Origin of the sequence: Archangium minus (assembly GCF_044360475.1) — a bacterium.
GTDB classification, from domain to species: domain Bacteria; phylum Myxococcota; class Myxococcia; order Myxococcales; family Myxococcaceae; genus Archangium; species Archangium minus.
The window spans coordinates 8,891,888-8,917,269 of sequence record NZ_CP043494.1; the positions used below are offsets into that span (position 1 = coordinate 8,891,888).

At 68.1% G+C, this 25,382-nt stretch carries 25 protein-coding genes; 16 read left to right on the plus strand and 9 right to left on the minus strand.

Annotated elements, in window-relative coordinates:
* Positions 1 to 6 precede the first annotated feature (6 nt).
* The 5 genes from F0U60_RS36150 to F0U60_RS36170 all read right to left on the minus strand — a co-directional run bounded on the left by F0U60_RS36150 (position 7) and on the right by F0U60_RS36170 (position 4,269).
* Entirely contained in the window at positions 7 to 1,311 is a 1,305-nt protein-coding gene (locus F0U60_RS36150) for a bifunctional folylpolyglutamate synthase/dihydrofolate synthase (protein ID WP_395806605.1), read from the minus strand.
* Between the two features lie 13 nt (positions 1,312 to 1,324).
* On the minus strand, positions 1,325 to 2,170 hold the full coding sequence (accD, locus tag F0U60_RS36155; protein WP_395806606.1) for an acetyl-CoA carboxylase, carboxyltransferase subunit beta: 846 nt from the start codon (positions 2,168 to 2,170) through the stop codon (positions 1,325 to 1,327).
* 104 nt (positions 2,171 to 2,274) lie between these two features.
* Positions 2,275 to 3,030, minus strand: a complete 756-nt coding sequence (locus tag F0U60_RS36160) for an MBL fold metallo-hydrolase (protein WP_395806607.1) — start codon at positions 3,028 to 3,030, stop codon at positions 2,275 to 2,277.
* Position 3,031: 1 nt separating this feature from the next.
* Positions 3,032 to 3,682 carry a Crp/Fnr family transcriptional regulator gene (locus F0U60_RS36165; protein WP_395806608.1) on the minus strand — a complete coding sequence of 217 codons (651 nt, stop codon included), beginning with the start codon at positions 3,680 to 3,682 and terminating at the stop codon, positions 3,032 to 3,034.
* A gap of 203 nt (positions 3,683 to 3,885) precedes the next feature.
* On the minus strand, positions 3,886 to 4,269 hold the full coding sequence (locus F0U60_RS36170) for a histidine kinase dimerization/phospho-acceptor domain-containing protein (protein ID WP_395806609.1): 384 nt from the start codon (positions 4,267 to 4,269) through the stop codon (positions 3,886 to 3,888).
* A gap of 139 nt (positions 4,270 to 4,408) precedes the next feature.
* On the opposite strand from F0U60_RS36170, the gene purM reads away from it, so the two are divergent.
* The 7 genes from purM (at position 4,409) to murQ (ending at position 10,272) form a co-directional block, all read left to right on the plus strand.
* Complete coding sequence (purM, locus tag F0U60_RS36175; RefSeq protein ID WP_395806610.1) at positions 4,409 to 5,446, plus strand: phosphoribosylformylglycinamidine cyclo-ligase; 1,038 nt, start codon at positions 4,409 to 4,411, stop codon at positions 5,444 to 5,446.
* Positions 5,443 to 6,105, plus strand: coding sequence for a phosphoribosylglycinamide formyltransferase (purN, locus tag F0U60_RS36180; protein ID WP_395806611.1), 663 nt, complete (start codon positions 5,443 to 5,445; stop codon positions 6,103 to 6,105). The genes purM and purN overlap by 4 nt, the downstream gene beginning before the upstream one ends.
* Positions 6,102 to 6,581 (plus strand): DUF523 domain-containing protein, encoded by a 480-nt coding sequence (locus tag F0U60_RS36185; protein WP_395806612.1) that lies wholly within the window; start codon positions 6,102 to 6,104, stop codon positions 6,579 to 6,581. The genes purN and F0U60_RS36185 overlap by 4 nt, the downstream gene beginning before the upstream one ends.
* Before the next feature lie 105 nt (positions 6,582 to 6,686).
* Complete coding sequence (locus F0U60_RS36190; RefSeq protein WP_395806613.1) at positions 6,687 to 7,448, plus strand: arginyltransferase; 762 nt, start codon at positions 6,687 to 6,689, stop codon at positions 7,446 to 7,448.
* Between the two features lie 85 nt (positions 7,449 to 7,533).
* On the plus strand, positions 7,534 to 9,054 hold the full coding sequence (locus tag F0U60_RS36195; RefSeq protein ID WP_395806614.1) for an NAD(P)-binding protein: 1,521 nt from the start codon (positions 7,534 to 7,536) through the stop codon (positions 9,052 to 9,054).
* Positions 9,055 to 9,154: 100 nt separating this feature from the next.
* Complete coding sequence (gene rpmB / locus F0U60_RS36200) at positions 9,155 to 9,346, plus strand: 50S ribosomal protein L28 (protein ID WP_043403428.1); 192 nt, start codon at positions 9,155 to 9,157, stop codon at positions 9,344 to 9,346.
* A 20-nt stretch (positions 9,347 to 9,366) separates the two neighbouring features.
* Entirely contained in the window at positions 9,367 to 10,272 is a 906-nt protein-coding gene (gene murQ, locus F0U60_RS36205) for an N-acetylmuramic acid 6-phosphate etherase (RefSeq protein WP_395806615.1), read from the plus strand.
* Between the two features lie 12 nt (positions 10,273 to 10,284).
* On the opposite strand, the gene F0U60_RS36210 is transcribed toward murQ, so the two are convergent.
* Positions 10,285 to 11,226, minus strand: a complete 942-nt coding sequence (locus F0U60_RS36210) for a TraB/GumN family protein (protein ID WP_395806616.1) — start codon at positions 11,224 to 11,226, stop codon at positions 10,285 to 10,287.
* 138 nt (positions 11,227 to 11,364) lie between these two features.
* Between F0U60_RS36210 and F0U60_RS36215 the strand changes: the two genes are divergently transcribed.
* Entirely contained in the window at positions 11,365 to 12,516 is a 1,152-nt protein-coding gene (locus tag F0U60_RS36215) for a hypothetical protein (RefSeq protein WP_395806617.1), read from the plus strand.
* 11 nt (positions 12,517 to 12,527) lie between these two features.
* On the opposite strand, the gene F0U60_RS36220 is transcribed toward F0U60_RS36215, so the two are convergent.
* Together F0U60_RS36220 and F0U60_RS36225 are read right to left on the minus strand one after the other, a co-directional pair.
* Positions 12,528 to 13,544 (minus strand): LysM peptidoglycan-binding domain-containing protein, encoded by a 1,017-nt coding sequence (locus tag F0U60_RS36220; protein WP_395806618.1) that lies wholly within the window; start codon positions 13,542 to 13,544, stop codon positions 12,528 to 12,530.
* Positions 13,545 to 13,577: 33 nt separating this feature from the next.
* Positions 13,578 to 15,362: a hypothetical protein gene (locus F0U60_RS36225; RefSeq protein WP_395806619.1), complete on the minus strand. Its 1,785-nt coding sequence runs from the start codon at positions 15,360 to 15,362 to the stop codon at positions 13,578 to 13,580.
* A 431-nt stretch (positions 15,363 to 15,793) separates the two neighbouring features.
* Between F0U60_RS36225 and gstA the strand changes: the two genes are divergently transcribed.
* The 5 genes from gstA to F0U60_RS36250 all read left to right on the plus strand — a co-directional run bounded on the left by gstA (position 15,794) and on the right by F0U60_RS36250 (position 21,763).
* Positions 15,794 to 16,402 (plus strand): glutathione transferase GstA, encoded by a 609-nt coding sequence (gene gstA, locus F0U60_RS36230; protein WP_395806620.1) that lies wholly within the window; start codon positions 15,794 to 15,796, stop codon positions 16,400 to 16,402.
* Positions 16,403 to 16,573: 171 nt separating this feature from the next.
* Positions 16,574 to 17,902, plus strand: coding sequence for an amidohydrolase (locus tag F0U60_RS36235; protein WP_395806621.1), 1,329 nt, complete (start codon positions 16,574 to 16,576; stop codon positions 17,900 to 17,902).
* A gap of 336 nt (positions 17,903 to 18,238) precedes the next feature.
* A complete protein-coding gene (locus tag F0U60_RS36240; RefSeq protein WP_395806622.1) occupies positions 18,239 to 19,465 on the plus strand; it encodes a hypothetical protein in 1,227 nt (408 codons plus the stop codon).
* Between the two features lie 4 nt (positions 19,466 to 19,469).
* A complete protein-coding gene (locus tag F0U60_RS36245; protein WP_395806623.1) occupies positions 19,470 to 20,606 on the plus strand; it encodes an anhydro-N-acetylmuramic acid kinase in 1,137 nt (378 codons plus the stop codon).
* The gene (locus F0U60_RS36250) at positions 20,603 to 21,763 is read left to right on the plus strand and encodes a GTP-binding protein (protein WP_395806624.1); all 1,161 of its coding nucleotides are present in this window, start codon (positions 20,603 to 20,605) and stop codon (positions 21,761 to 21,763) included. The genes F0U60_RS36245 and F0U60_RS36250 overlap by 4 nt, the downstream gene beginning before the upstream one ends.
* A gap of 3 nt (positions 21,764 to 21,766) precedes the next feature.
* On the opposite strand, the gene F0U60_RS36255 is transcribed toward F0U60_RS36250, so the two are convergent.
* Positions 21,767 to 22,849: a DUF4388 domain-containing protein gene (locus F0U60_RS36255; protein WP_395806625.1), complete on the minus strand. Its 1,083-nt coding sequence runs from the start codon at positions 22,847 to 22,849 to the stop codon at positions 21,767 to 21,769.
* A 33-nt stretch (positions 22,850 to 22,882) separates the two neighbouring features.
* On the opposite strand from F0U60_RS36255, the gene F0U60_RS36260 reads away from it, so the two are divergent.
* The 3 genes from F0U60_RS36260 to F0U60_RS36270 all read left to right on the plus strand — a co-directional run bounded on the left by F0U60_RS36260 (position 22,883) and on the right by F0U60_RS36270 (position 25,302).
* Complete coding sequence (locus F0U60_RS36260) at positions 22,883 to 23,818, plus strand: metalloenzyme (RefSeq protein ID WP_395806626.1); 936 nt, start codon at positions 22,883 to 22,885, stop codon at positions 23,816 to 23,818.
* An 8-nt stretch (positions 23,819 to 23,826) separates the two neighbouring features.
* Entirely contained in the window at positions 23,827 to 24,681 is an 855-nt protein-coding gene (locus F0U60_RS36265; protein ID WP_395806627.1) for a peptidase MA family metallohydrolase, read from the plus strand.
* A 126-nt stretch (positions 24,682 to 24,807) separates the two neighbouring features.
* The gene (locus tag F0U60_RS36270) at positions 24,808 to 25,302 is read left to right on the plus strand and encodes a GbsR/MarR family transcriptional regulator (protein WP_395806628.1); all 495 of its coding nucleotides are present in this window, start codon (positions 24,808 to 24,810) and stop codon (positions 25,300 to 25,302) included.
* Positions 25,303 to 25,382 lie beyond the last annotated feature (80 nt).

Consider the following 25,382-nt stretch of genomic DNA (forward strand, 5'->3'; position numbering starts at 1 on the left):
TTAAATCTACGGACTGTGATGCAACGCGCCAAGGTTTCCACCGAGCCTGGCCCGGGCCGCTCCCACCAGGAACAGTGAACCCGTGCACAAGATCACGTCGTCCGGAGTCGCTCGCCTGCGAGCACCAGCCAGTGCGTCGTCCAGTGATGGATACGTGCACACCTCCGCACAGAGGGCACGCGCCTCGTCCAGGTAGCGCTCCGGGGGGAGCGAGCGAGGGGTGTCGAGCGGCGTGAGGTGTACTGAGGTACAGCTTGGCAGGAGCGCACGCAGCATCGGTCCGCGGTCCTTGTCGGCCACCACGCCGAAAACACAGTGCACGCGGCGTCCGGGATAGAGCGAGCGCAGGCCGGCGAGCAGCACCTGCACCCCGGCGGGGTTGTGAGCGCCATCCAGCAGCACCGGGGGCTGACCGCCCAGCTCCTCGAGTCGTCCTGGCCAGCGAGCCGTCCCGACGCCTGTCCGCAGGGCTTCAGGGGGTATGGAAAGACCTCGCTGGGAGAGCAGCTCCAGGGCAGCGAGCGCCACCGCCGCGTTCTGCCGCTGGTGCTCACCCCGCAGGCCGAGGGTAATGCCTTCCAGTGAGAAGCTCGGCCCCTCGTAGGCGAGGTTGCCCTCCGAGCGGTTGACCACGGAGAACTCACGGCCCTCGAGGAGGACGGGCGACCCCACCTCCCCTGCCCTGCGCTCGATGGCGACAAGGGCTTCGGGCTCCTGACGGCTCACCACCACGGGCACGCCCGGCTTGAGGATGCCGGCCTTCTCCCCGGCAATAGCGCCCAGCGTGTTGCCCAGGTACTCCATGTGATCGAAAGACACCGACGTGATGGCGGTGACGAGCGGCTGGCACGCGTTGGTGGCGTCCAGCCGTCCACCCAGGCCCACCTCCACCACGGCCACGTCCACAGCCTCCTGGGCGAAGTGCCAGAAGGCCACCACGGTGCCGAACTCGAAGTACGTGAGCGAGGTAGCCGCGTCCGGGTGCCGCTCGAGCACCTCCAGAATCCGCTGGCCGAACACCTCGTCCTCAATCTCCACCCCGTCCACGCGGATGCGCTCGTTGACGCGCACCAGGTGGGGCGAGGTGTAGAGCCCCACCCGATAGCCCGCGGCATGGAGGGCGGCGGAGGCGAAGGCGCAGGTGCTGCCCTTTCCGTTGGTGCCCGCCACGTGCAACGCGGGGTAGCGACGCTCGGGGTGACCGAGCGCCTCCAACGCCTCCCGCACCCGCTCGAGGCCGAGCTTGATGCTGGAGGGGCTGAGCCGGGAGAAGAACTCCAGGGCCTCCGCCGGCGTCCGGGGCAGCGTCATGGCGCGACGGGCACTAGCCGAGCAGACCGAGCACCTGACCCATCGTCGCGCGCATCTCCTTGCGCGGCACGATGGAGTCGATCATCCCGTGCTCGACGAGGAACTCGGAGCGCTGGAAGCCCTCGGGGAGCTTCTGGCGGATGGTCTGCTCGATGACGCGCGGGCCGGCGAAGCCAATGAGGGCCTTGGGCTCGGCGAGGATGATGTCACCCAGCCACGCGAAGGAGGCCGCCACGCCACCGGTGGTGGGGTGCAGCAACACCGAGACGTAGGGCTTGCCCACGTTGCGGAAGCGGGCGATGGCCGCGCTCGTCTTCGCCATCTGCATGAGGGAGAAGATGCCCTCCTGCATGCGGGCGCCACCCGAGGCCGAGAAGACAATGGCCGGGCACTTGAGCTCGAAGGCGCGCTCGAAGACGCGAGTGACCTTCTCACCCACCACCGAGCCCATGGAGCCGCCCATGAACTCGAAGACGAAGCAGCCGACGGACACGGGCTTGCCGTCGATGCGGCCCACCCCGGAGATGAAGGCGTCGTTCTCGCCGAGCGCTTTGCGGGTGGAGCGGAGCCGGTCCTTGTACTTCTTCGTGTCCGTGAACGTGAGCGGGTCCTGCGGCTCCAGCTCCTTGTCGAACTCCTCGAAGCTGTCGGGGTCCAGCAGGGCCGTCAGGCGGGCACGCGCCGGCCAGGGCAGGTGGTGCTCACAGTGCGGGCAGACGTTGAGGTTCTTCTCCAACTCCTGCCGGTAGATGATCTCGTCGCAGTTTTCGCACTTGGCCCAGAGCCCCTGCATACGGCTGGGGGCTTCAACGGGCTCGGGAGTGGTCGCGATACGGGGCTTCTTGGAGAACCAGGCCATGGGAGGGGCGGGGTTAATCCTTCAACCCGGGGGCAGTCAACTCCCATCCGGGTCCCCTCTCCAGGATGCAACCTTTGGGGTCGTCCGTCCGGAGAACGTGCGGGCTAGAACTCGAAGGTGTCGCCGAGCTCCAGGATCTCCACCGGCATGTCGGCCAGCTCCTTCTTCACCTGGGGAACGAAGGCTGGCTTGATGTGGTAGACGAGCACGGAGCAGCCGTCGCGCTCGAACCGGCTCAGCTCGCTCTTGAGCGTGCGCGGCGTGAGGTGACCGGACACGTCAGCCAGTTGCTGCAGTGCGTTGGGGAAGCTCGTCTCCACCAGCAGCGCCTTGAGGGTGGGCGTCTGGTTGAGCACCTTCCACAGCTTCTCCGTGGGGCCGGTGTCACCGCTCATGGCCAGCGAGGTGCGGCCGCGGGTGATGATGAAGCCGCAGGACTCCACCGGGTGGTGCACGGGGATGGACTGCACCGTGTAGGGACCCACCTGGAAGGTGCTGCCGGCCCGGAAGGGCTTGATCCGCAGCACCGGCTCCTTGCGCGTGGGGATGCGCGTGAAGTCCGGCCAGAGGGCGTTGTTGAACATGTTCTCGCGCAGCGCACGGGCGCACTCGCGCGAGGCGTGGATGGTGACCGGCTTGTCGCGGCGGCCGATGATCAGATCCGCCATCAGCGGCAGATCCTTCACATGATCAAAGTGGCTGTGGCCGACGATGATGTCTTCGATCTTGCAGAGCTGCTCCAGCGACAACGTGCTCGTGAGCGCGCCCGCATCGAGCGCGAGCACGTCGTCCACGAGGAAGCACGTCGTGCGGCACGAGGGCAGCTCACCGCCATGGCACCCGAGGACCTGGAGCTTCACGCTAGAGATCTCCGAACTTCCACTTCATCTCCAGGTATTGGAGGAAGTCGTGGAGGCGGGTCGTGTCATAGACGATGAGTCTGTCACCCGCGCGCTCCACCAGGCCGGCGCGCTCCAGCCGGTACAGCATGTTGCGGATGGCCGGCTCGCCCACGCCGATCTGCCGCGGCAGCTCGCGCACTGCGAACTCGATCTCCACCCCCTCCTCCACGGTCCGCCCGCGCGTCTGGCTCGTCTGGAGGATGTAGTGCACCACCCGGCTGGCCGGGTCCGCGTGCAGCAGGTTCTCGATCTGCGCGTCCGCCTCGGACAGGCGCTCGGCCAGCTTCTTGATCATCCTCACGGCGATCTCCGCGTTGCCGCGGATCATCCCCTCGAAGGTCTTGGGATCAATGACCAGGAGCTTGGCGTCCTCGCTGACGCTGGCCGAGGCGTTGCGCGGCTTGTTGGCGATGATGGCCATCTCGCCGAAGAACTCGCCCGGGCCGAGCACCGCCAGGACCTTCTCCACGTCGCGCACCCGCTTGGAGATCGCAATCCGTCCCGACTGGATGACGAACATCTCCTTGCCTGGCTCTCCCTCGCGGAAGAGGACAGTGCCCTTCGTGAACTCCTTGCCGAATCGCTGAAAGAGGGTTTCCTCGGCGCCCATCGCAGAGCGAGTTAAGCCGCCCCCATCGACAGGGTCAAATTCCGGCTGCGATCCAATGTCTTCTCGGCACGAGGTGTCGTCCAGACGCCCACCCCGAGGCCGATCTCCTGATTCCCTCGGTGTAGGAGCGTGAGAATGTCGCACCCGGAGTGTGTTCGAGGCCCACGGGTAGCTGGGGACTCCCGGAGAGCGAGGGGACGGCCTCACCCCTGGGGGCGATAGGCGTCCAGCATCTCTTGGATCTTCCGATCCGCGCGCTCGATGCCGTCCAAGATTTTGCCGGAGAAGGCGAGCACCCGCTCCACGTTCTCGGGGCAGCGGACGATCATCTGAGCGCCCATCCTGGCCGCCGACAAGTGGTTGCGCAGATCATGACTCAGCCTGGAGACGAACTGCCTACGCCGCTCCAGCTCGCGCGCGTGCTCGTCCTGGAGCAGGGTCGAGAGCTGCGCGTCCAACGCCTCCAGGATGCGCTCCCGGACAGGGGCCGGTACGCAGGCGCCCTCCTCCTCCAGAACGGACGAGAGGACATGCCGGAGCCGCTCGGGAACACCAGGAAGGGAGGGCGTGGGGGGCGTCGGGACCATGAGTCGGGCGTCCCCCCTATCAGGCATGAGCACTTCGGGGGAGAACGATCGTGCGGCATTCTGGACAGCGACGCGCAACTGACATCCGGACCGCCATCGCCCGAGACAACGGCCAGGAAAAGCCGGTAGAAGGCCGGCCGTGGGAACGACCTACAAGCAGTCCGGAGTAGACATCGAGGCGGGCGACGCGTTTGTCGAGCGCATCAAGCCCTATGCGGCGCGGACGGTGAGGCCAGAGGTGGTGGCCGGGGTGGGAGGATTCGGAGGGCTGTTCGCCCTGCCGCCCGGCAAGTACCGGGAACCGGTGCTGGTGGCGGGCACGGATGGAGTGGGCACCAAGCTCAAGGTGGCCTTCCAAGCGGGCCGGCACGGGACCGTGGGCATCGACCTGGTGGCGATGTCGGTGAACGACATTCTCACCTGTGGGGCGGAGCCGCTCTTCTTCCTGGACTACTTCGCCACGGGACGGCTGGAGGTGGATGCCGCGGCCGAGGTGGTGAAGGGCATTGCGCAGGGCTGCGAGCAGGCGGGGTGCACGCTGCTGGGCGGAGAGACGGCGGAGATGCCGGGCTTCTACGCGCGAGGCGAGTACGACCTGGCCGGCTTCTGCGTGGGCGTGGCGGAACGCTCGGAGCTCATCGATGGAAAGAGCGTGGCGCCGGGGGATGCGCTCATCGGGCTGCCCTCCTCGGGCCTGCACTCCAACGGCTACTCGCTGGCGCGCAAGGTGCTGCTGGAGGATGCGAAGCTGAAGCTGGACGCGGTGCCCGAGGGGCTGGACCGCCCGCTGGCTGACGCGCTGCTGGAGCCCACGCGCATCTACGTGAAGGACGCGCTGGCGCTGATGAAGGCGGTGAAGGTGAAGGGCTTCGCGCACATCACCGGGAGCGGGATTCCGGGCAACCTGCCGCGGTGCCTGCCGGACGGGACGAGGGCGGTGCTGGACGAGAAGACGTGGAAGCGTCCGGCCATCTTCGAGCTCATCCAGAAGCTGGGCGGAGTCGAGCGCAAGGAGCTGTACGACACCTTCAACATGGGCCTGGGGCTCATCGCGGTGGTGGCGAAGGCAGACGTCCCAGCGGCGTTGGCGACGCTGAAGGCGCGCGGGGTGGAGGCGACGGAGGTAGGCCGCGTGGAAGCGGGCCAGGGCGAGGCCACGGCGGTCATCGAGGCATGAGCGGCCGGACAAAGCTGGGCGTGTTGGTGTCGGGCAGCGGAAGCAACCTGCAGGCCCTGCTCGATGCATGCGCCCGGCCGGACTTCCCTGCCGAGGTGGCAGTGGTGGTGTCCAACGTGGGAACGGCCTTCGCGCTGGAGCGGGCGAAGAAGGCCGGCGTCGCGGCGGTGGTGCTGGACCACAAGGCCTTCGGCTCGCGAGCAGACTTCGAGAAGGCGCTGGTGGACACGCTGGTCTCTGCAGGCGTGGAGTGGGTGTGCCTGGCGGGCTTCATGCGGCTGCTGGGGGCGGACTTCCTCGGGCACTTTCCGGGGAAGGTGCTGAACATCCACCCATCGCTGCTGCCCGCCTTCCCGGGGCTGCATGCACAGCGTCAGGCGCTGGAGCGCGGGGTGAAGCTGGCCGGGTGCACGGTGCACTTCGTGGATCCAGGCATGGACACGGGCCCCATCATCGCGCAGGCAGTGGTGCCGGTGCTTCCGGGAGACGACGAGGCGGCGCTAACGGCGCGCATCCTGAAGGAGGAGCACCGGCTGTACCCGCTGGTGGTGAAGCTGGTGTCTACGGGAGCGGTGCGACTGGAGGGCGGGCGGGTGGTGACGGCGGCGGGTCCCGCCATGGGCGAGCAGAGCCTGCGCAACCCTGGAGAGCCGGGATGACGCGCGAAGAGCGGGTGGCGGCGCTGCACGAGGCGCGAGTGGTGCTGGTGAGCGCGTGCCTGCTGGGCGAGGCGTGCCGATACGACGGCAAGTCGAAGGGCTCGGACAAGGTGATGCGGGCGCTGGAGGGCAAGGAGGTGGTGCCCGTGTGTCCCGAGACCGGCGCGGGACTGGGCATTCCGAGACCCGCGGTGGAGCTGAAGGGCGGAGCGGGAGCGGAGGTGTTGGCGGGCCGGGCGCGGGCGGCGGAGGTGGAGTCGGGGAAGGACCAAACGGAGGCGTTCCGCCGAGGCGCGGAGCTGGCGCTAGCGGCGGCGAGGCGCTTCGGGGTGAAGGTGGCGCTGCTGAAGGAGCGCAGTCCCTCGTGTGGAACCCAGGGCACGCACGTGGACGGAGTGGTAGTGAAAGGCCAGGGAGTCACGGCGGCGTTGTTGAGCCAGTCCGGACTCACGGTGTTGAGCGACGAAGAGCTGTGAGGAGCCCCCTCTCCCTCTGGGAGAGGGCTGGGGTGAGGGTCAGCCCGCCTTCCTGGCCGCCTCTTGACGCAAGGTCCGCTATCACCCAGGAACGAGGGGGAATCCATGGCCATCATCCTGGGACATAGCATCGAGCCACCCGGCCCCTGCAGCTACCTGCCGGACCAGCGCTCATCCCTGGAGCAGCTGGTGATGCAGGGCGTAACGGCCGAGGAGTACGAGCGGATGCTCGTGCGCGGGTGGCGCCGCTTCGGCCCGATGTACTTCCGGCCCGCTTGCCAGGCCTGCATGGCGTGCGTCTCCCTGCGAATCCCCACGGAGACCTTCCAACCCAACCGAAGCCAACGCCGGGCGCGCGCTGCGTGCGCCCACTTCCGCGTAGAGGTAGGCCCTCCCCAGGTGGATGAGCAGCGACTGTCGCTCTATCGCACCTGGCACGCCGAGCGCGAACAGACGCGCGAGTGGGAGGCCTCACCGCTCGGCCTGCGTGAGTACTTCCTCCAGTTCGCCTTCCCCCACCCGGCCGCGCGCGAGGTGGCCTACTACGACGACACGGCCGAGGGAGGGCCCCGACTCGTGGGCCTGGGCATCTGCGACGAGATGCCCCACGCCTGGAGCGCGGTGTACTTCTTCTATGATCCCGCGTACGCACGCTACTCGCCGGGCTCGGCCAACGTGGTGTTCCAGGTAGAGCTGGCACGGGCACGGGGAATTCCCCACGTGTACCTCGGCTACCGGGTCCAGGACTGCGCGTCCCTGCGCTACAAGGGGACGTTCCGCCCCCACGAACTGCTCGAGGGCCGCCCTGGCCCCGACGAGGTTCCGCGGTGGCGTCCCGAGGAGCCCTCCGGGGAGCCCCAACCCTAGGGCCCTTGCCTACCGGCCTTTTTGGGCGCCCTGAGCGGGAAAGCGCTGCCGGGCCCCTGGCAACGTGTGTAGTGTGCGCGGCGCAATGCCGACACCCGCCACCAGATCCAAGCCGCTCCCCTCCGCCTCGGCCCCGTCCAGGCACGTCTATGACGTGATCGTCCTGGGCAGCCAGCTGGGCGGAGCGCTCGCCGCGGCACTGCTCGCGAAGCGGGGATACAGCGTGCTCCTGGTGGAGCACGACGGGACCGGGCCAGGCTACGAGCACGACGACTTCGTGCTGCCCTACGCGCCCTTCGTCGCCCCAGCCCTCAAGACGATGCCCGCGGTGGAGGAGGCCTTCACGGAGCTGGGCCTCACCACACAGCTGCATCGCAACCAGCAGCCCCACGTGCCCGAGCTGCAGCTGGTGCTGCCTCGCCACCGGGTGGATCTGCACACCGACGCAACCCGTCGGCGTGCCGAGCTCGTCCGTGAGTTCGGCACCGAGGGCGAGCGCATCCTCGCGGACCTCACCGCCTCGGCCACGCAGCACGAGCCCTCTGACGCCTTCTTCAAGGAGGGCCCGCCGCTGCCGCCAGACGGCCTCATGGAGGGCTGGAACCTCAAGAAGCGCATGCGTCAGCACCCGGGGCTCGAGACGGAACCGCGGCTGACGGGAGAAGACGAGCCCTCGAAGCTGCTGCGCGGCCTGCTGCCCTTCGTCGTCCACCTGGATCAACCCGCCTCGCCCCTGGCACGCACGCGGCCTCTGTCCCAGGCGCTGCAAACGCCCTGGCGCTACCCGGGCGGACGGGATGGCCTGCGCAAGTTGCTCTTCGAGCGGTTCGTGGAGCTGGGAGGAGATCTGCTCAGCCCCGAGAACACGGACACCTACGTGGTGGAGGAGCTGCACTTCGACGGGGGCCGCTTCTCCGGGGTGAAGCTGCTTCGCTCGGACACGCTCTACCGGGCCTCGTGCCTGGTGTCCGCCACGGACGCCGGAGCGCTGCGGCGGCTCATCACGGATCGCAAGAAGCACCGCGCCCTGAGCGAGCAGCTGGACCTGTCCACCATCAAGTCCTTCCTCTTCGCGGTGAACTGGGTGGTGCCCGAGGCGGTGCTGCCGCGCGGCCTGGGCGAGCTGCTGCTCCTGGACACCGAGGACACCGAGCTAGGCCCCCTGCTCCTCCAGCAGCACCCTGCTCGGACCGCCGAGGGCAAGGACGATCCCTCGCTCCGCGTCATCTGCGCCGGAGGCTTCGTGCCCGCGAGCGTGCGCGACCTGGGCGAGGGCTACCTCCAGTCGCTGGCCATGCGCATCGACACGCACCTGGAAGCGCTGATGCCCTTCACGAAGAACAAGCGCCTGCTGCGCTCGGCCCCTTACCTGGACGCGGGCGCCGTGCGAGGCAGCCGGCTCATGCCACACCCCCACTACGTCTTCGACTCGGAAGCCGTGCTGGGGGTCACGGGGTTGAAGCAGCACACTCCTGCCAAGAACCTGCTATTGGCCGGGCGAGAGGTCCTCCCCGGGCTGGGTCTCGAAGGAGAGTTCCTGGCGGGTGCGCGGGCGACGCGGTTGGTGCAGGAGATGCTGAAGAAGAAGGCCGTCCTCAAGCGGTGAGGACGGATCAGACTGGATTTTCCAGTGGTTTGTAGATAGGTTCCGCCGCTCTCTTAGGGCGGGCTCTCATTTCGTCCCTGATTTCAAGGAGTTGGCAGTCATGGCCTGGAAGTGTGACATCTGCGGGAAGCGGCCGCTCGTGGGCAACAACGTCAGCCACGCGAACAACAAGACGAAGAAGCGGACCCTCCCGAATCTCCAGAAGATCCGGGCGTCCGTCGAGGGCCGCACGGAGCGCGTGTTGGCCTGCACCCGCTGCATCAAGGCGGGCAAGGTGACCAAGGCGGCCTGAGGACGCCCGTGCGCTCGCGGGTGGGTAGATCGCGCTCGAAGCGGATCGCGCTCCCGCCCACCGAGCGTCTGCATCCTCGGGCGGACGACCTGGACCTCGCTTCTCCGGAGGAGGTCGTCCGCCGTCTACATGAAGAAGATGAAGCAGCTGTCCGTGCGGTCCGTCCGGCGCTACGTGAAGTAGCGATTGTGGCTCGGTCCGTGGCGGACGCATTGCGGGCGGGTGGCCGCCTGCTCTACGTGGGAGCAGGTACCAGCGGGCGCCTCGGGGTGCTCGATGCGAGTGAGTGCCCGCCCACGTTCGGAGCCTCCCCTTCCCAAGTGCAAGCGGTGATCGCCGGCGGCCGCCGGGCGATGACGCGCGCGGTGGAGGGCGCGGAGGATGACGCCAAGGCCGGCGCCGCCTCCATGAGCCAGCTGCGCGTGGGTCCTCGGGACGTGGTGTGCGGCATCTCCGCGAGCGCGCGAACGCCCTTTGTGCTGGGTGCACTGGACGAGGCGAAGCGGCGAGGAGCGCGCACGGTGCTGGTGTGTTGCAACCGGCCGGGCCCGCGCGCGATGGCAGATCACGTGCTGCTGGCCGAGACGGGACCGGAGCTGGTGGCGGGCAGCACGCGGTTGAAGGCGGGAACGGCGACGAAGCTGATCCTCAACGCGCTCACCACGACGGCCTTCGTGACCTTGGGCAAGGTCTACCGGGGGCGGATGGTGGACGTGCGGCCCACGAACGAGAAGCTACGAGAGCGGGCCGCGCGGATGGTGGCGGAGCTGACAGACCTGTCCCCTGCTGCGGCGAAGCGACTGCTGGAACAAGCCGGCAACGAGGTGAAGGTGGCGCTGGCCATGCACTTCACGGGGCTCCCCGCGAAGGAGGCAAAGCGCCGCCTGAAACACGCCCCGCTGAGAACCCTGGCGAAGTCGTCCTGACGGAGTGACGGCTCAAAGCTCGCGCGGAAGCTGGCGCACCTGGAAGCCCTTGCGAGCCAGGAGGTCGAGGATGCCACGCTCCCCCACCAGGTGACCGGCGCCCACGACGACGAAGTGTGTCTCCGGCTTGTCGAGCATCGCGGCCAGCTTGTCCGCCATCTCCTGGTTGCGTTTGAAAAAGAGGGCCTCATAGAAGGGGCGGTAGACGGGGTCGTCCTTGTTCACGAAGAGCACCTTGGCCAGGGCATCGGGATTACCGCCCTCCCACGCAGTGGCCACCTGAGCCATGCTGACCGCCGTCAGCTCTGAGTTCTTGAGCTGATCCCTCAACATCAAGTCCTGCAGCTCATCGGAGAAGCCGGAGAGCATGCGCATCTGGCTGTCGAGCGTCTCCAGCTCCACGAGGGTCTTGCTGCCTCGAGCCTTGGCCAACAGCAGCCGGTCGATGCCACCCGCCTCCGAATAGCCGGCCTTCTGCATCTCCAACATGGAAAGCGTGATGGACAGCAGCCACGGTCGCATGCGCTCGACGCCCGCCGCGGGGAGCCCCACCCGCTGGAGCGCCTCGGGAAGCAGCGCGCGCGTCTCGGGGCTCAGGTGCGCGCTCAGGCTGTCGGGCGGAGAGAGGAGGCCCAGGCTCAGCACCAGCCGCTGCGACTCCTGCGGAGACGCCTTGTCCGGATCCAACTCCACCACCAGCGCCTGGGAGCGCTCGAGCGCGGCCTCCAGGGACGGAGGGAAGACGAACTGGCCCGGTCTGCCCAGATGCACCGAGCCGGTGAGATAGAGCGGCTTGTCCGGCGCGTCTGGACGCGTCACCTCCCAGAGGAAGGCACGCCGCTGCGCCACGGCGGCGGGTTGTGGCGCGGAGGCAGAAACGTCCCTCGCCGGGGTGGTGGCACAGGCGGTGCCGAAAACAGCGAGGAGGGCCAATAACAGTCGAGTCGGGCGCATGGTGTGTCCGTTGGGAATTCCTGACAGTGAACCAGGACCTGGCGGCAGACAAGGAAGAGGGGCCGGGTTCATTCCGAGGGTCCGCCCGTCCTATGCTCTCCCCCGGCATCCCCGGGGCGACCCGGCTGGGAGGGGCCCATGATTCGAGACCTGCTGTCGAAGCACCTGCGCCTGCACGCACTCATCTCCCTTGTCGCGGTGCTGACGAGCGGGTGCCTCGGCCACTTCTACGAGATTCCGAGGACGGAACTGGAGCGCCTCGCGCGGACCCCACCCCAGGAGCGCGGACAGAGTGTGTATGCCGTGCAGCAGTTCTCGACGGCAGCGGAGCCGACACCGGCTCCCCCGTGGGCACCCGTCACGGGTGAGCCGCCTCCGGGCTACTACCTGAGCCTGCACGGCCACTGGATGCCGTCCTTCTACGTCGATTACGGCGAGCCCTCCTACGCGCCGCCCACCTACCGGTCCCCCGCCGTCCACGACGCCACGCCCGTCTCCGGCGCCCCATCTGGCGGCACGGTGAACTCCGTGGGCTCTTCCGCGGGCTCGTCCCTTGATGTCATCAAGGCCGCCGACAGGCTGCTGGTGGTAGCCGTCATCGTTGGAGTTGGGATAGGCGTCGGACTGGCCGCTACCGAGGGCCTCCGCTATGAGGGCACGGTCGCCGTGCACCCGCACCACCCGTTGCACCTCTGGCACGGCAACGGCTCGCAGAGCATCGTCGCGCTCGACGAGCTCTCCCCCGAGCATCTGCAAGACATCGACAGCGCCACCGTGTCGGGCCGGGAAGGCGCCGGAATGTGGCTGCGGGGCGCCGCGCCCATCAACCGCGCGGGCTTCTCGTACCAGTTCGGTGCCGGTGAGGACAGCTTCGCCCTGCCCGGCCGCCAGAACCAGCGGAGCCTCGGCTTCCGCTTCGCGCTCGGCTACTACCCCTCGAGGAAGTTCGGCCTCCTCGCCGATTCACGTCTGCAGTTCGACGATGACGAGCTCAACGGCTTCTACAACGTGCGCCTGGGCCTGGAGGCCCAGTGGTACCCCATCTCCTTGTGGCGCCTGCACCTGGGCCCCTTCGTCGGCGGCGGGCAGTCGTGGTCCGCCTCGGCCGGAGCCTCGCTGCCCACCACGCAGGGCCAGCGGCCCTATGTCTCCGTCGGAGGGCTCGCTGAGTTCGAGCTCTCCACGCGCCTGGGGCTGACCTTCCGCTGGACCCAGGACTGGCTGCCCACCGCCAGCGCGGACACCCGCAACTTCATCAGCTCGTGGTCGGTGGGCTTCGCCGTCTACTGACGCGGCGAACCTCAGGCCGAGAACAGGTAGAGCCGCGGCTCTGGCAGCTTCTTCACCCGCCAGATGTGACGCTGCTCCAGGGGCACCCAGTCCATCTCCAACGGACGGGGGATGTAGATAAGTCCGGGGTCGTCCTCGCTGGAGAGCACGAACTTGCCGCTGTCGTCCTTGAGCGTGCAGCCCACGTCGATGAGCAGGTGGCTCTGAATCTTCTCGGGGTCCGTCGTGCCCCAGTTGAACTGCGCGAGCGCATCCACCGTCGTCTCGTACGTCTCGGCGATGCTCTCCAACGTCTCGCCGTCGGCGACCTTGTGCGAGACGAGTCGCGCGAGGAAGCGTCCCGACACGCCCTTCTTGCGTCGGCGGCGAGTCTTCCCCACCGGCTGCATGGCCGGAAGGATGCCGGCCTTCACGAACGCCAGCGTCTCCTTCAGGGTCGCCCCTTCGATGGCCGCGGCCACCTTGACGCGTCCCTGGGGGAGATTCGAGACCTCGATATGGCCGTCCTCGTCCGTCTTGGCCTTCTGCTCGGAACCGTCGGGGAGCGTGAGGCGAAGCTCGAGATCCGCGATGGGATCCTCGGTGACGTCGTCGACGACCTGCAGCATGAGCCGCAGCTTCTCCTCCTCGGGAGCAGGAGCCGACGAGTCCGGCTTCTTCTCGAGCGGAGGCACCACCCCAGGCACCATGGGCAAGGGGGCCCGCGCCAGCCGCAACTGCCCGCGGGAGATCAACGTCGCCACCTGCCGCACCACCTCATCCTGGGTGACGGGCTCGAACGACCGCCCCAGGGCGTAGGTGTGGACCAGCTCGCGCAGCGTCCGCAGGTTGAAGTGGTCCTGCGCGAAATCACGCAGCCGGCGCTCGGCCAGCCAGGTGTCCCCGAGCGCCACGGGCTGGTGCCCCGAAGGGAGCGGCTCGTGGAACTCGAGCAGGAGATACTCGTGATCTCCATCAAGCAGGCGATGGTACTTGGAGCGGAAGGCCACTCCCCCAGTTCGAGCTTCGTTGGCCATGGATGGGAGCATACCACGGCCTCGCCTCATGACGCGGGCACTCCGCTACGGCGCGGAGCTGGCGGGAGCACTGAGCGCTCCCAGCGAGTTCAAGAGCGCATCCCGCAGCGCCGCGGTCGTGTCCACCCGGTAGAACTGGCCCTTGCCCGCCAGCGCAATGCTCTGGAGCATGGGGTGGCTGTTCCCGTAGCCAATGACGCTCGTGCGCACCGACTGGTTGCCCGTCATGTCGTCACGCAGGTCCGCGTGTGACAGGAAGAACGACACGTCATCCATGAAGTTCTTGTTCGTCGTCGCCAGTCCCGTGGGCCAGTTGTAGTCCGTGTAATCGCAGGCTTGCTGGGTGGCGCCGAACAGGTGGCAGTAGTTCACTCCGCCCGGGTTCGGGTTCGTCTGGGGGTTGCTCGGATCAAACGTGAGCAGCGAGCCATCCGGGTGCCGGGCTCCATCCGCCACGAGGATGTCCATCATCCGGGTGAGGGGCACCGAGTTGTCGGAATGAGGCCTTCCATCGGTCACCACGATAACGGAACTGACCTGCGACTCGGAGCAGACAGCCTTGTCGGTTCCAGTGCCCTCCCACTGCTGTCCCGGACGGAAGTACCCCGTGTTGGGATCCACATATTTCGGCTTGATCCACTCGTCGTTTTCCCTGGCCCAGTTCTGGCCCGACTCACCCGTGTAGGGGTTGTCGAGAGTGCCACCGCTGCAGCAGCCTGGCCACCCCCAGCCCGGGTTGATGGGCTGGTTGAACCAGCTCGCCCACTTGCCGTCCACCACCTGCGAGGAGAAGTACCCCCCCAAACCGAACAGGGCCTCGCCAACGGAGCGCTCGTTGTTGCGGAACTCCGTCTTGTTGACGGCCTGCATCAGCAGGTGCCGATTGAGCGCCACCTCGTCAATGGTGGGAGTGGATTTGTCACAGCTCGGCCGCAAGGGCGAGAGCAGCTCCGGCGGGTCGTACCAGCCGTGGTCCTTGCCGAAGGTGGCCACGCCCATGCGCACGTTGCTCGCGGAGGCAATGGCATCCTTGAGCGCCTTGCGCGCGATGACAAACTTGGGCGGGCGCACGTTGAGGACGCGTCCGCTGACAATCCACTTGCGGAACGCCTCGGGAGGAAGCGGCGCCTCGCCAGGCTCCTGCCAGGGCCCCCCCTGACTCGGAGAGGTTTTCGCGGTCACGATCGGACCCCGCCACCAGCCCTTGGTCTCCAGGCACCGCATGCAGTCCGTCATGATCTGCGCATTCACAGGGCCATAGGGATAATCCGCCACATCCCAACCCACGCTCCCGTAGCAGGCGGTGATCACCTCCCCATAGGTAGTCATCGTCTCGAAGTCGCTGGAGAGCGTGCCCGGTCCTTCCTCCACCCACCAGGAAATGCGACGGCCGCGTGTGAAGTAGAACTTGTTCGGGTCGAAGAACGTTGAGCTCAGGTCGGGGTCATTGTCGAAGATGACGGAGCCGTTCTTCGCTGGATCCGGGCTGTCCTTGTCGAACCAGCTCATGGCTTGGACCAACGCCGGGTCATCGCAACCCGTGTTGAGGGCGAGTCCCGCCGAACCCTCGCCTCCGCGATCACCCGGCTTGGTGCTGGCCGTGGGTGGAGGCTCGAAGCCGGGCGTGAAGTCCTCGGGCAGATACACGGGGAAGTCCTGCATGGACTCATGATTGTCCAACAGGAACATGACGCTGGGCGGAGAGTCCGCCCGGCTCGCGAAGGGCACCAGCCCCGAAGCCCCGGCCGCCACCAGGCCCAGGGTCAATCCCAACCGCGGGGTGACAGGCCCCCTCAAAAAACCTACACGCCTACCGGATTCGCTTTGCATGTCATCGGCTCCTGGGATGGATGTTTCAATCACACAACCGCGCCCCCTCGGCATCCAGGTTGTGTCCTTGCTTGATACCGCAATGAGCATGCGCCTGTATATGATTAAATCAACCCCTGACACCGAATGAGACACCCATCCATCCCGAGGACAAAGGTACCGTGAAAGACTGTGCAGGGATTGCAGTGTGCAAGTCTTGCGGTGTGCAAGATTTGCGGAGTCCCTCCAGAGTCTCGACCAGCCTCGTACGTGTTTTGTCTGATGTGGGGTGACGGATGTGAAAAGGACCCTGGGGTCATCAGAAACCCCGGTCTGCAGCGTGAGTCCCACGCAAGTTGACTCTCAGTGCGCGCGGATTCCATGGCGCGGGAGCGCGGAAACGGGCAGATTGCCCGGCCGCCTACACCCAGGCAGACAAGGAGTCCGCACGAATGAAGCTCTACTACTCCCCAGGGGCCTGCTCGCTGTCGCCGCACATCGTACTGCGCGAGACGGGTCTGAACTTCGAGGTCGAGAAGGTCGACCTGCGTGCCAAGAAGACCGAGTCCGGCAAGGACTTCAACGCCATCAACCCCAAGGGCTACATCCCGACCCTGCAGCTCGATGACGGCTCCATCCTCACCGAAGGTACCGCCATCGTTCAGTACATCGCCGACAAGGCGCCCCAGTCCAAGCTGGCCCCGGCCAACGGCACCCTGGAGCGCTACCGCCTTCAGGAGTGGCTCAACTTCATCGGCACCGAGCTGCACAAGAACTTCTCGCCCCTCTTCAACCCCTCGTTCCCCGAGGAGGGCAAGAAGATCCAGCGCGCCAACATCGGCAAGCGCTTCGACAACCTGACCCCCACGCTCGAGAAGAGCCCCTTCCTCATGGGCGAGCAGTTCACCGTCGCCGATGCCTACCTCTTCACCGTGCTCGGCTGGTGTCAGCCGACGGGCATTGACCTGAGCCAGTGGCCGGTGCTCAAGGACTACCACGCGCGCGTGGCCCAGCGGCCCACCGTGCAGGCCGCCCTCAAGGCCGAGGGGCTGCTGAAGTAATCCCCTGAAGTCCCAGGTGCTCGGGCCTCCGGCCCTGGCCTCATGGTCCGAGCACCCCTCTCCGCGTCCGGACACTGTCTCCTCGGGTCGAAGAGCCCCCACCGGTGAAGTGGGCAGCGAGGTGTGGCCGTGCTGTAGTCGAGCCCCTCGCTCCAGACCGGAGACAGCACGGTGAAATCACTCCCCCTCCTCGCACTCGTCCTCGCCGCCAACACCTGGGCCCCAGGGTCCGCGCGGGCCGCGACTCCCGCGAAGGCGCCCTCCCCCGTCCTCCAAGGCCTCGATGGGCTCTACCCCGAGCTCGATGCCCTCTATCGGGATCTGCACCAGAACCCCGAGCTCTCCCATCAGGAGGAGAAGACAGCGGCGAAGCTGGCCGAGCGTCTGCGCAAGCTCGGATTCGAGGTGACCGAGAAGGTGGGTGGCCATGGAGTGGTGGCCCTGCTGCGCAACGGCAAGGGTCCCACGGTGCTGCTGCGCACCGATATGGATGCACTCCCCGTGGAGGAGAAGACGGGACTGCCCTACGCCAGCCAGGTGAAGGCGAAGGACGAGACCGGCCAGAGTGTGTCCGTGATGCACGCCTGCGGGCATGACGTCCACATGACGACCTGGCTCGGCACCGCCACGCTTCTGGCGCGCTCGAAGGACCGCTGGCGCGGCACCCTCATGATGGTCGGCCAGCCCGCCGAGGAGCGGGGCAGCGGCGCGCGGCAGATGCTCGAGGACGGCCTCTACAAGCGCTTCCCCAAGCCGGACTTCGCCGTCGCCGTCCACAACAGCGCCACCGCCGCGGCGGGCACCGTCGAGTACGTGTCCGGCTACGCCCTGGCCAACGTGGACTCCGTCGACATCACCCTCTACGGCAAGGGCGGTCACGGCGCCTACCCCCACACCACGGTGGACCCCATCGTCCTCGCGGCCCGCACCATCCTCTCGCTGCAGACCATCGTGAGCCGGGAGAAGTCCCCGCTCGAGCCCGCCGTGGTGACGGTGGGCTCCATCCACGGCGGCACGAAGCACAACATCATCCCGGACGAGGTGAAGCTCCAGCTCACCGTGCGCTCCTACAAGCCCGAGGTCCGCAAGCAACTGCTCTCCGCCATCGAGCGCGTGGTGAACGCTGAGGCCACGGCCGCCAGCGCGCCTCGCAAGCCCGAGGTGGCCGTCACCGAGGGCACACCTGCCACCTACAATGATCCGGAGCTGACGAAGCGGCTGATCGGCGCCGTCACCCGGGTGCTCGGCGCGGAGAACATCCGCGAGGCCCAACCCGTCATGGGCGGCGAGGACTTCTCCGAGTACGGCCTGGCGGGAGTCCCCGCGGTGTTGCTCTGGTTGGGCACCGTCGAGCCGAAGCGGCACGCGGAGGCCAAGGCAGCGGGCGTGACGCTCCCCTCCCTGCACTCCCCCCTCTTCGCCCCGGATCGCGAGCGGACCCTCCGCACCGGTGTCACCACCCTGACCACCTCCGCCCTGGAGTTGCTGGGCAAGCCGTAGCCCCGCTCGGGCTCAGCTTCGAATCAGCGCAGCTTCTTGCACAGCGCGCCGAGCCGCTCCTGCTCTCCCGCGGCTCGGCGCCGTCCTGTCTGCGTCGGCATCGTTCGGGTCCTAAAGGTTCGACTCTTGAAGCTTCCAACCGGGAAGGTTCGGGCTTGAACCATATCAACATCGAGCCCGTGCACATGCAAGACATTGGATCAATCCCATATCAATCTGGACGGAGCGGCAGGCGAGCGCCGCCGGCTGTCTGGCGCCCGTTTGTCCGCTCGGCCAGCAACCAAATCCTCTCAAGCTCCGTGCGAGCGGGAATGGCCGCCTGGACGGTGTCTGCGAATGCGCGCTACCCTTCGCTCCGCCATGCGCGCAGTGCTTCTCGCCTTCATGTTTCTCCTCCCAGCCATGGCGTCCGCTACGGACGTGCAGGGAGCTCTCTCCGGCCACACCGTCTGGAAGAAGAGTGGTAGCCCCTATGTCCTCAAGGGCGATGTCACTGTGGCCTGGGGTGCTCGGCTGACCCTCGAGCCCGGTGTCCAAGTCATCGCTGCCCCCGAGGACGCGCTGCGCTCGGGCGTGGATCCGCAACGGGTGGAGCTCATCGTGGATGGGACGCTGGTGGTGCGCGGTACCACGGCGCACCCGGTCGAGCTCTCCTCCCGTGGAGAAGAGGGCGCCTGGTACGGCATCCGAGTGCGGGGGGGCCGCGGCACCGAAATCAACGGCGCCGTCATCACCCAGGCGACGCAGGGCATCTCGCTGGGAATGAGCGCGGTGGTGCGGAACACCTCGGTGAGCGCCACCGCTCGGGACTGTCTCCAAGTGCTCTGGGGGACCGCCACGCTGGAGGGCAACGAGCTGGGCCAGTGCGGAGCGCGCGAACCGGCCGTCCGTGAAGAGCCGGACGCGCGAGGGCCGCAGATGCAGGTGGCGGACAGTCACTCCCCCGCTCAGGTCAAACAGGCCTACCGCAGCGAGCCCAGTGTCCGGGGCCGGCGCGTCTTCATGGCGTTCGAGCGGGGGACGCGTGGCGGGGCGCTCGCGTCCAGGCCCACGGCCCAGGAGCACACGGCGGGCACGCGCGTCGCCACCCTCCGCTCGACGGGAGCGGCCATCGAGCAGGCTCTCAAACGAAGACCCTGGAGCCGGCCTTTCCTCCAGGGTGCACGCCACGAAACTCCGCCTCCAGGTGGCACCTCTCCGCCCCTCGCCCTCGACTCGGGAACAGGAGGCTCTGCCGCGACACCTCCTTCCCGCGAGCCTCGCGAGGAGTGCGCCCGAGAACCGCAAGTGCTCGAATCCCCCGAGTGCCCCGGCATCCGGCGATGGCGCAAGGACCAGGAGCGACTCGGCGAAGCTCCACCCGGAGTCCTCCGCCCACGTGCGCCGGCCTCCCTCCGGCCGCCCCTGGCGGACCTGGGACCTCCCGACCCAGGGTGGAGCGGGGAACAAAGCCAGGAACCGGAGCCGCTCGCCCAGCGCGCGAGCGTGGGGCCACAAGTGAGGGATTCTCGTCGTTCCACCCCGGGCATCCCGGCATCCGTGGGACCCGGGCCTTACACTTGAGGGCATGGACCCGAGTCCCTCTTCCCGCCTGTGCATAGGTCTGCTGTCCGGCACCAGCGTGGACGCGGTGGAGGCGGTGCTGTGCCGCGTCGAAGGCACCGGCCCCCAGGTCCGTATCACCCTCCTGGCCCACATCTCCCAGCCCTTCTCCCCGGAGTTCACCCGGCGCGTCCTCGCCGCCGACGACGCCCGCTCCCTCTGCGAGCTCAACTTCGCCCTCGGTGAACGCTTCGCCGAGGCCGCGCTGGAGGTCATCTCCCGGGCCGGTCTCCGCCCCGAGGAGGTGGACGTGATTGGCTCGCACGGGCAGACCGTGGCGCACCTGCCCTCGAGCCTGTCCGACACGCCCTCCACGCTGCAGCTCGGCGAGGCCTCCGTCATTGCCGAGCGCACGGGCATCCCGGTGGTGAGTGATTTCCGTACCCGGGACGTGGCGGCTGGGGGACAGGGGGCGCCGCTGGTGCCGTACCTGGACTGGGCCCTGTTCCGGAAGCCAGGGGTGGCCCGAGCGCTCCAGAACTTCGGCGGCATCGGCAACGTGAGCGTGGTGAGTGACCGGCTCGAGGACACCATCGCCTTCGACACCGGGCCGGGCAACATGGTGCTGGACGGGCTGGCCCGGCGGGTGACCCAGGGCCGGCTCCAGTGCGACCTGGATGGGAGCCTCTCCCGCCAAGGCCGGGTCATCCCGGACCTGCTGGAGGAGTTGCTCACCCACCCTTTCCTGGCCCTGCCCCCGCCCCGGAGCGCCGGCCGCGAGGGCTTCGGTGAAGCGTTGGTGACGCGGATATGGGAGCGCCATGGAGCCTCGCGCCCCTATGACGTGATGGCCACGGCGGTGGCCTTCACGGTGGAGGCCACGGCCCGCGCCTACGAGCGGTGGCTCCTGCCGCGCTTCACCCTGGAGGCGGTGTACGTCTCCGGCGGAGGCACCCGGAACCCGGTGTTGATGGAGCGCCTGACGGAGCGGCTCGCCCCCCTGCCCGTCCGCCCCCTGGACGTGCTGGGCCTGCCGGAAGGGGCCAAGGAGGCCGTGTGCTTCGCCCTCCTGGCGAACGAATATCTCTCGGGGACCCCCGCGAATGTGCCATCGGCAACTGGCGCAAGGCGGCAAGTCGTTCTAGGTAAGCTGACACCGTGAGCAGCGTAAATCTGGTAGCCCGCGAAGTGGCGGTGAAGATCGTCTTCTACGGGCCGGGTCTGTCCGGCAAGACGACGACTTTGCGTAAAGTCTACGAGACCGTGCGCCCCGCCCACCGCGGCGAGATGATGTCCATCGCCACGGAGGGAGACCGGACGCTCTTCTTCGACTTCCTGCCCGTGAAGGTCGAGCGGGTGAATGACTGCACCGTGCGGCTCGCGCTGTACACCGTGCCCGGTCAGGTCTTCTACAACGCCACCCGCAAGCTGGTGCTCCAAGGCGCCGACGGCGTGGTGTTCGTGGCGGACTCGCAGCCGGAGATGATGGACGCCAACCGCGAGTCGCTGGCCAACCTGGAGGAGAACCTGCTCGAGCAGGGCGTCCGGGTGGAGCGCTTCCCGCTCGTGTTCCAGTGGAACAAGCGCGACATCCCCAAGGCCCTGCCCGTACCGGAGCTGCGCGCCGCGCTCAACCCGCGCAACGTCCCCGACTTCGAGACCGAGGCCATCAGCGGCCGGGGCGTGATGGATGCCCTCAAGGCCATCACCCGGCTGGTCATCCAGGATCTGCGCGCCAAGCGGATCGTCCCCCCGCCCCGCTCGGCCACCCCGACGATCCCCTCCCTGGGCGCCGCCAAGGGCACGGGAGGTGGATTGGAGGCCCAGCTCAGCCAGCTCGCGGGCCGCGCTCCCGCGGTCGCAGCGCCCGCCACGGCCACGGCGCCGCGTCCAATGGGCCCTGTCTCTCGCAGCAACCTGCCAGCCATCGGCGCTCATCCTCAGGTCCACGTAGCGCCTCCCGTCGCGCCTCCTGCCCTCACCGGACAGCGGCCCCTCGGGCCCGCCAGCGCGCTCGCACCGTCGGATTTGTTCGACCACGCGCGGGCCGCGGAGGGCGCGTTCTCCTCCGGGGATTATGGGACGTGCATCCAGGCGTGCCTCGATGCCACCCGGCGCGGACTCGCCCTCGCTGGAGAGGGCCCCCTCGGCTCGCAGGCGTACCTGCTCCACGTGAATGGGGGAGACCTGCTCAAGCTCCAGACCCTGGCCGCGCGCTCCAGCAACCGGGTGGATGACGCGGCGTTCGCGCTCTACGTGCTGATGCAGATCTTCACCCGGCTCCACGCGGCCGGACTGCCCGCGCCCGCGACCGAGTAGCGCTCAGCCCAGCCGCAGCAGGCCCATCCGGACCAGCTTGGCCAGCGTCTTCAGCGTCTCCAGCTCGCGCACCGGGCTGGCCAGAACGAGCGTCGACACATCCCAGGTGCCATTGACGAGCCCCGCCACCTGTCGCTCCTCGGGCTTGAGCAACGACTGGGAGTCCGGATCCGGCCGCAGCACCGGCACCGCCAGCGGCGGCAGCTCCGCGTAGAGCGACGCCATGTGCTCGCTCTGCACCATCCGCGCGAACTCGCGCACCCGCCGCTCCGTGGGATCGCTCGCCAGCAGCGACGAGCACACCAGCTCCGCCGCGTCGTACTGCCCCTCGCGCACCAGCACCGCGCCCTTCTCCAGCATGTCCGTCACTGGATCCACCACCACCTCCGGTGCGCCCTCCACCTCCACCTGCTTGGCGCGCAGCAGCTCGAAGACGCGGCGCGTGACGGAGGAGCGTGACAGGCCCAGCGACAGCCGCAGCCGCCCCAGGTTCTGCCCACCCGCACACATGGACAGCAGGATGCGGTGCATCAACGGCTGGCGCGGGCTCGGCTGAACGCGAGCCCGCACCGTCAGTGCGTCCCCCGGCAACACCCGGTCCACGTCCGCCTGCTCATCCACCCACCGCAGCGACTCGAAGAGCAGCTCCCGGAGGCTCATCTCGCAGGGCGCCCACTCCTCGTTCGAGCGATCCAGATCCTCCGTCCAGTGGAAGGCGCCATGGCCCCCCCGCGTCTGGTCCACCATGGAGCCGAACATCTCCTCGCGCACCAGCTCGCGCACGAGCTTCGGCTCCACCTTGCGGGCCCGGAAGACGGAGTCCACGTCCTCGCCCCCGGGTGGCAGCGCCTTGAGGGCCGCCAGCACCGCCGAGCCATCCGCCAGCTTCGCCAGCGAGAGCACCCGGGCCACACGCCCCCAGAGCCCCTCGTGGGCCACCGCCAGCACCTGGCCCGAGAGCAGGAAGAGCTTCCGCTCGCCTCCTTCCCAGGAAAGGAGCTGGAGCGTTCCCGTCTTCCGGGAGCTATCCAACCACTGGAGCAATTCGGGAAGGGGGAAGCTGGAGAAATCGCCGTGGAGGGCCATGAGTGTCTTGCGGTGAGGATACAGTCGGACTCCATGCGCGTCGCGATCCTCTTCATCGACGGTGTCGGCATCGGACGAAACGAGCCGGAACGCAATCCGCTCGCGGGCCGCGACTACCTCTTGTCCCAGTTCCAGGACGCCCCTGCCCGCCCGCTCCCCGAGGGAGGCCAGTGCTTCCCGGTGGACCCTACCTTCGGCGTCGCCGGGCGCCCGCAGTCCGCCTCCAATCAGACGGCCATCCTCACCGGCCAGCCCGCTCCCGTCCTCATCGGTCGGCACGTGCTGGGCTACCCGGACGCGCCCCTGCGTGAGCTCCTCGCTCGCCACTCCATCATCAAGCGCCTGGTGGCCGCGGGCCGCCGCGCCACCTTCGCCAACAGCTACCCCGTGGCCTACCTGGACGCGCTGAAGCTGACTCGGCGCCCTTCCACCTGCGCTCCCGAGTTCACCCTCACCCCGGCCGCCCTGCGGCGCCTGAAGCCCTCCGCCACCACGCTGGCCTTCGCCGCCGGTGACGTCCCCCTGCGCACGCTGGAGGATGCCCGGGCCGGCGAGGGCCTCACCCATGACATCACCGGGGCGCGGGCACAGGCCCGGAGCCTGTCTGCTCCCCAGCGCACCCCGGCCGAGGCCGCCGAGGTCTTCTGGCGGGTGGCCAGCGAAGCGGACTTCACCTTCTTCGAGCACTACCTGGCGGACGAGGCCGGGCACGCCCAGGACTTCGCCGCCGCGCATGAGGCCCTGGAGACCTTCGACGCCTTCGCCCGGGCCGTCATCGCCGCCCGGCCCGCCGAGGCCCGGGTGCTCATCTGCAGCGACCATGGGAACGTGGAGGATCTGACGACCCGTTCACACACCCTCAACCCCGTCCCCGTGCTCTACTTCGGTCCGCCAGCGCCCGGATTGGAGTCCCTGGCCACCGTGGCGGACGTGGGCCGCACCGTGCTGCACTGGTTGAACGTGGAATGAGGGTGGAGATGCACAAGGGCAGTGGGCTGGGAGCAGCGGGACGCGTGGCCGTGGCGGTGCTGGCGTTCCTGGTGGGGTGCGCCGCACCCCGGATGGCGACGCTCGAGGCGTCGATGGAGAGTCCCTCCGGCCTGGTCCGCATCGAATACGCCCCCGAAGATGCCCGGGATGCCACCCGCATCCAGCGGGCCGTGGACGAGGCCCTGCCTAAGTTGGAGCGTTGGGGTCGGCTGAGAGAAAGGGTCACCATCAAGGTGATGCCCGATCACAAGTCGCTGGAGGATGCCGTCCGGCAACACGGCCTCGACTGGCTGCGCGCCTGGAGCCGCTACGACGACATGTTCGTCCAGGCGCCCGCCACCTGGGGACTGGCCGGGGCGACCCAGCCTCAAATCAACGAGCTGCTGCTCCACGAGCTCACCCACAGCCTGATGTACCAGCTCGCGTCGGACCGGCTCGGCTGGTCGCGCAAGCAGATTCCCCTTTGGTTCCGCGAGGGCATGGCCTCTTTCACCGCGGAGCAGTCGTACCGGTGGGTGACCCTGGAGGAGATCGCCCGGCACCTGGAGCGCGTCCCCGAGAGCGATCCGGTACAAAAACCGGAGCGCCTGTACCGGGTCGATTCGAACCTGGTGTACGGGGTGGCGCACTACGCCTTCTCGTTCCTGGTGGGACGCTACGGCGAGGATGCCGTGCGCGCGCTGCTGAGCGAGATGAAGGGCGGAAAGGACTTCCCGGAGGCCTTCGAGAGCGCCATCGGGCTCACCGCGGAGGCCTTCACGCGCGACTTCACCCGCTATGTGCGCTGGCGCGGCTTCCGCAGCGGGCGGGCCCTGCCGCGCATCACCGCGCCCCAGAACTGAGCCCCTGCCGCGCTCTTTTGTTCGTTCAGAAAACTCCGAATGTCATTCGGTCCGGGTTGAATCACATTCGGTACATACCGAATATCATTCAGCCCATTCCGAATGTGATTCGAGAGGAGCTGGACGATGCGCACCCTGCCCCAGGTGATGGAGTCCCTGAGCGGGTTCATCCACCAGCTCGGCGTGCCGCCCATCGCGGGACGCATCGTGGCGTGGCTGGCGCTGTCAGAGTCCGGCTGTGACTCGCTGGACGCGATGGCCCAGGGACTCGGTGCCAGCAAGGCCTCGGTGAGCAGCATGGCTCGGTTGCTCGCGGAGCGCGGCTTCGTGGAGCGAGTGCCGGTGTTGGATCGTCGCGACAGCTACCGGCTCCGGGAGGATGCCTGGGAGAACCTCCTGCGCAGCCGCCTCACCGCGCTCGCCAGCGTGAAGGGCCTGGTGGAGGAGGGCCTCTGGCTGATCGGCGAGGGCGAGCACCCTGCCCGCGCCCGCCTCGAGGCCCTGAGGGAGCTCAGCGAGTCCTGCGCCCTCCTCGAGCGCGACCTGTCATCGCTGCTCACCCGCCTGCGCAAAGCCGGGGCCCACACCCGCGCTCGCCGCAAGCCCGCTCCCCGGAACTGAGCGCCCCACACCCTCCGTGGAAGTGGGCCCGCCCTCTCGGAGGGCTACCCAGCACCTCCTGCGAGCCGTGCCCCACCCCA

What these genes read in the sequence shown, in the direction of transcription:
- F0U60_RS36150 (WP_395806605.1), bottom strand. Translation starts at nt 1,311, where the DNA reads ATGACGCTGCCCCGGACGCCGGCGGAGGCCCTGGAGTTCTTCTCCCGG.
- accD (WP_395806606.1), bottom strand. Translation starts at nt 2,170, where the DNA reads ATGGCCTGGTTCTCCAAGAAGCCCCGTATCGCGACCACTCCCGAGCCC.
- F0U60_RS36165 (WP_395806608.1), bottom strand. Translation starts at nt 3,682, where the DNA reads ATGGGCGCCGAGGAAACCCTCTTTCAGCGATTCGGCAAGGAGTTCACG.
- F0U60_RS36170 (WP_395806609.1), bottom strand. Translation starts at nt 4,269, where the DNA reads ATGGTCCCGACGCCCCCCACGCCCTCCCTTCCTGGTGTTCCCGAGCGG.
- purN (WP_395806611.1), top strand. Translation starts at nt 5,443, where the DNA reads ATGAGCGGCCGGACAAAGCTGGGCGTGTTGGTGTCGGGCAGCGGAAGC.
- F0U60_RS36185 (WP_395806612.1), top strand. Translation starts at nt 6,102, where the DNA reads ATGACGCGCGAAGAGCGGGTGGCGGCGCTGCACGAGGCGCGAGTGGTG.
- F0U60_RS36190 (WP_395806613.1), top strand. Translation starts at nt 6,687, where the DNA reads ATGGCCATCATCCTGGGACATAGCATCGAGCCACCCGGCCCCTGCAGC.
- F0U60_RS36195 (WP_395806614.1), top strand. Translation starts at nt 7,534, where the DNA reads ATGCCGACACCCGCCACCAGATCCAAGCCGCTCCCCTCCGCCTCGGCC.
- rpmB (WP_043403428.1), top strand. Translation starts at nt 9,155, where the DNA reads ATGGCCTGGAAGTGTGACATCTGCGGGAAGCGGCCGCTCGTGGGCAAC.
- F0U60_RS36210 (WP_395806616.1), bottom strand. Translation starts at nt 11,226, where the DNA reads ATGCGCCCGACTCGACTGTTATTGGCCCTCCTCGCTGTTTTCGGCACC.
- F0U60_RS36215 (WP_395806617.1), top strand. Translation starts at nt 11,365, where the DNA reads ATGATTCGAGACCTGCTGTCGAAGCACCTGCGCCTGCACGCACTCATC.
- F0U60_RS36220 (WP_395806618.1), bottom strand. Translation starts at nt 13,544, where the DNA reads ATGCTCCCATCCATGGCCAACGAAGCTCGAACTGGGGGAGTGGCCTTC.
- F0U60_RS36225 (WP_395806619.1), bottom strand. Translation starts at nt 15,362, where the DNA reads ATGCAAAGCGAATCCGGTAGGCGTGTAGGTTTTTTGAGGGGGCCTGTC.
- gstA (WP_395806620.1), top strand. Translation starts at nt 15,794, where the DNA reads ATGAAGCTCTACTACTCCCCAGGGGCCTGCTCGCTGTCGCCGCACATC.
- F0U60_RS36240 (WP_395806622.1), top strand. Translation starts at nt 18,239, where the DNA reads ATGCGCGCTACCCTTCGCTCCGCCATGCGCGCAGTGCTTCTCGCCTTC.
- F0U60_RS36245 (WP_395806623.1), top strand. Translation starts at nt 19,470, where the DNA reads ATGGACCCGAGTCCCTCTTCCCGCCTGTGCATAGGTCTGCTGTCCGGC.
- F0U60_RS36255 (WP_395806625.1), bottom strand. Translation starts at nt 22,849, where the DNA reads ATGGCCCTCCACGGCGATTTCTCCAGCTTCCCCCTTCCCGAATTGCTC.
- F0U60_RS36260 (WP_395806626.1), top strand. Translation starts at nt 22,883, where the DNA reads ATGCGCGTCGCGATCCTCTTCATCGACGGTGTCGGCATCGGACGAAAC.
- F0U60_RS36265 (WP_395806627.1), top strand. Translation starts at nt 23,827, where the DNA reads ATGCACAAGGGCAGTGGGCTGGGAGCAGCGGGACGCGTGGCCGTGGCG.
- F0U60_RS36270 (WP_395806628.1), top strand. Translation starts at nt 24,808, where the DNA reads ATGCGCACCCTGCCCCAGGTGATGGAGTCCCTGAGCGGGTTCATCCAC.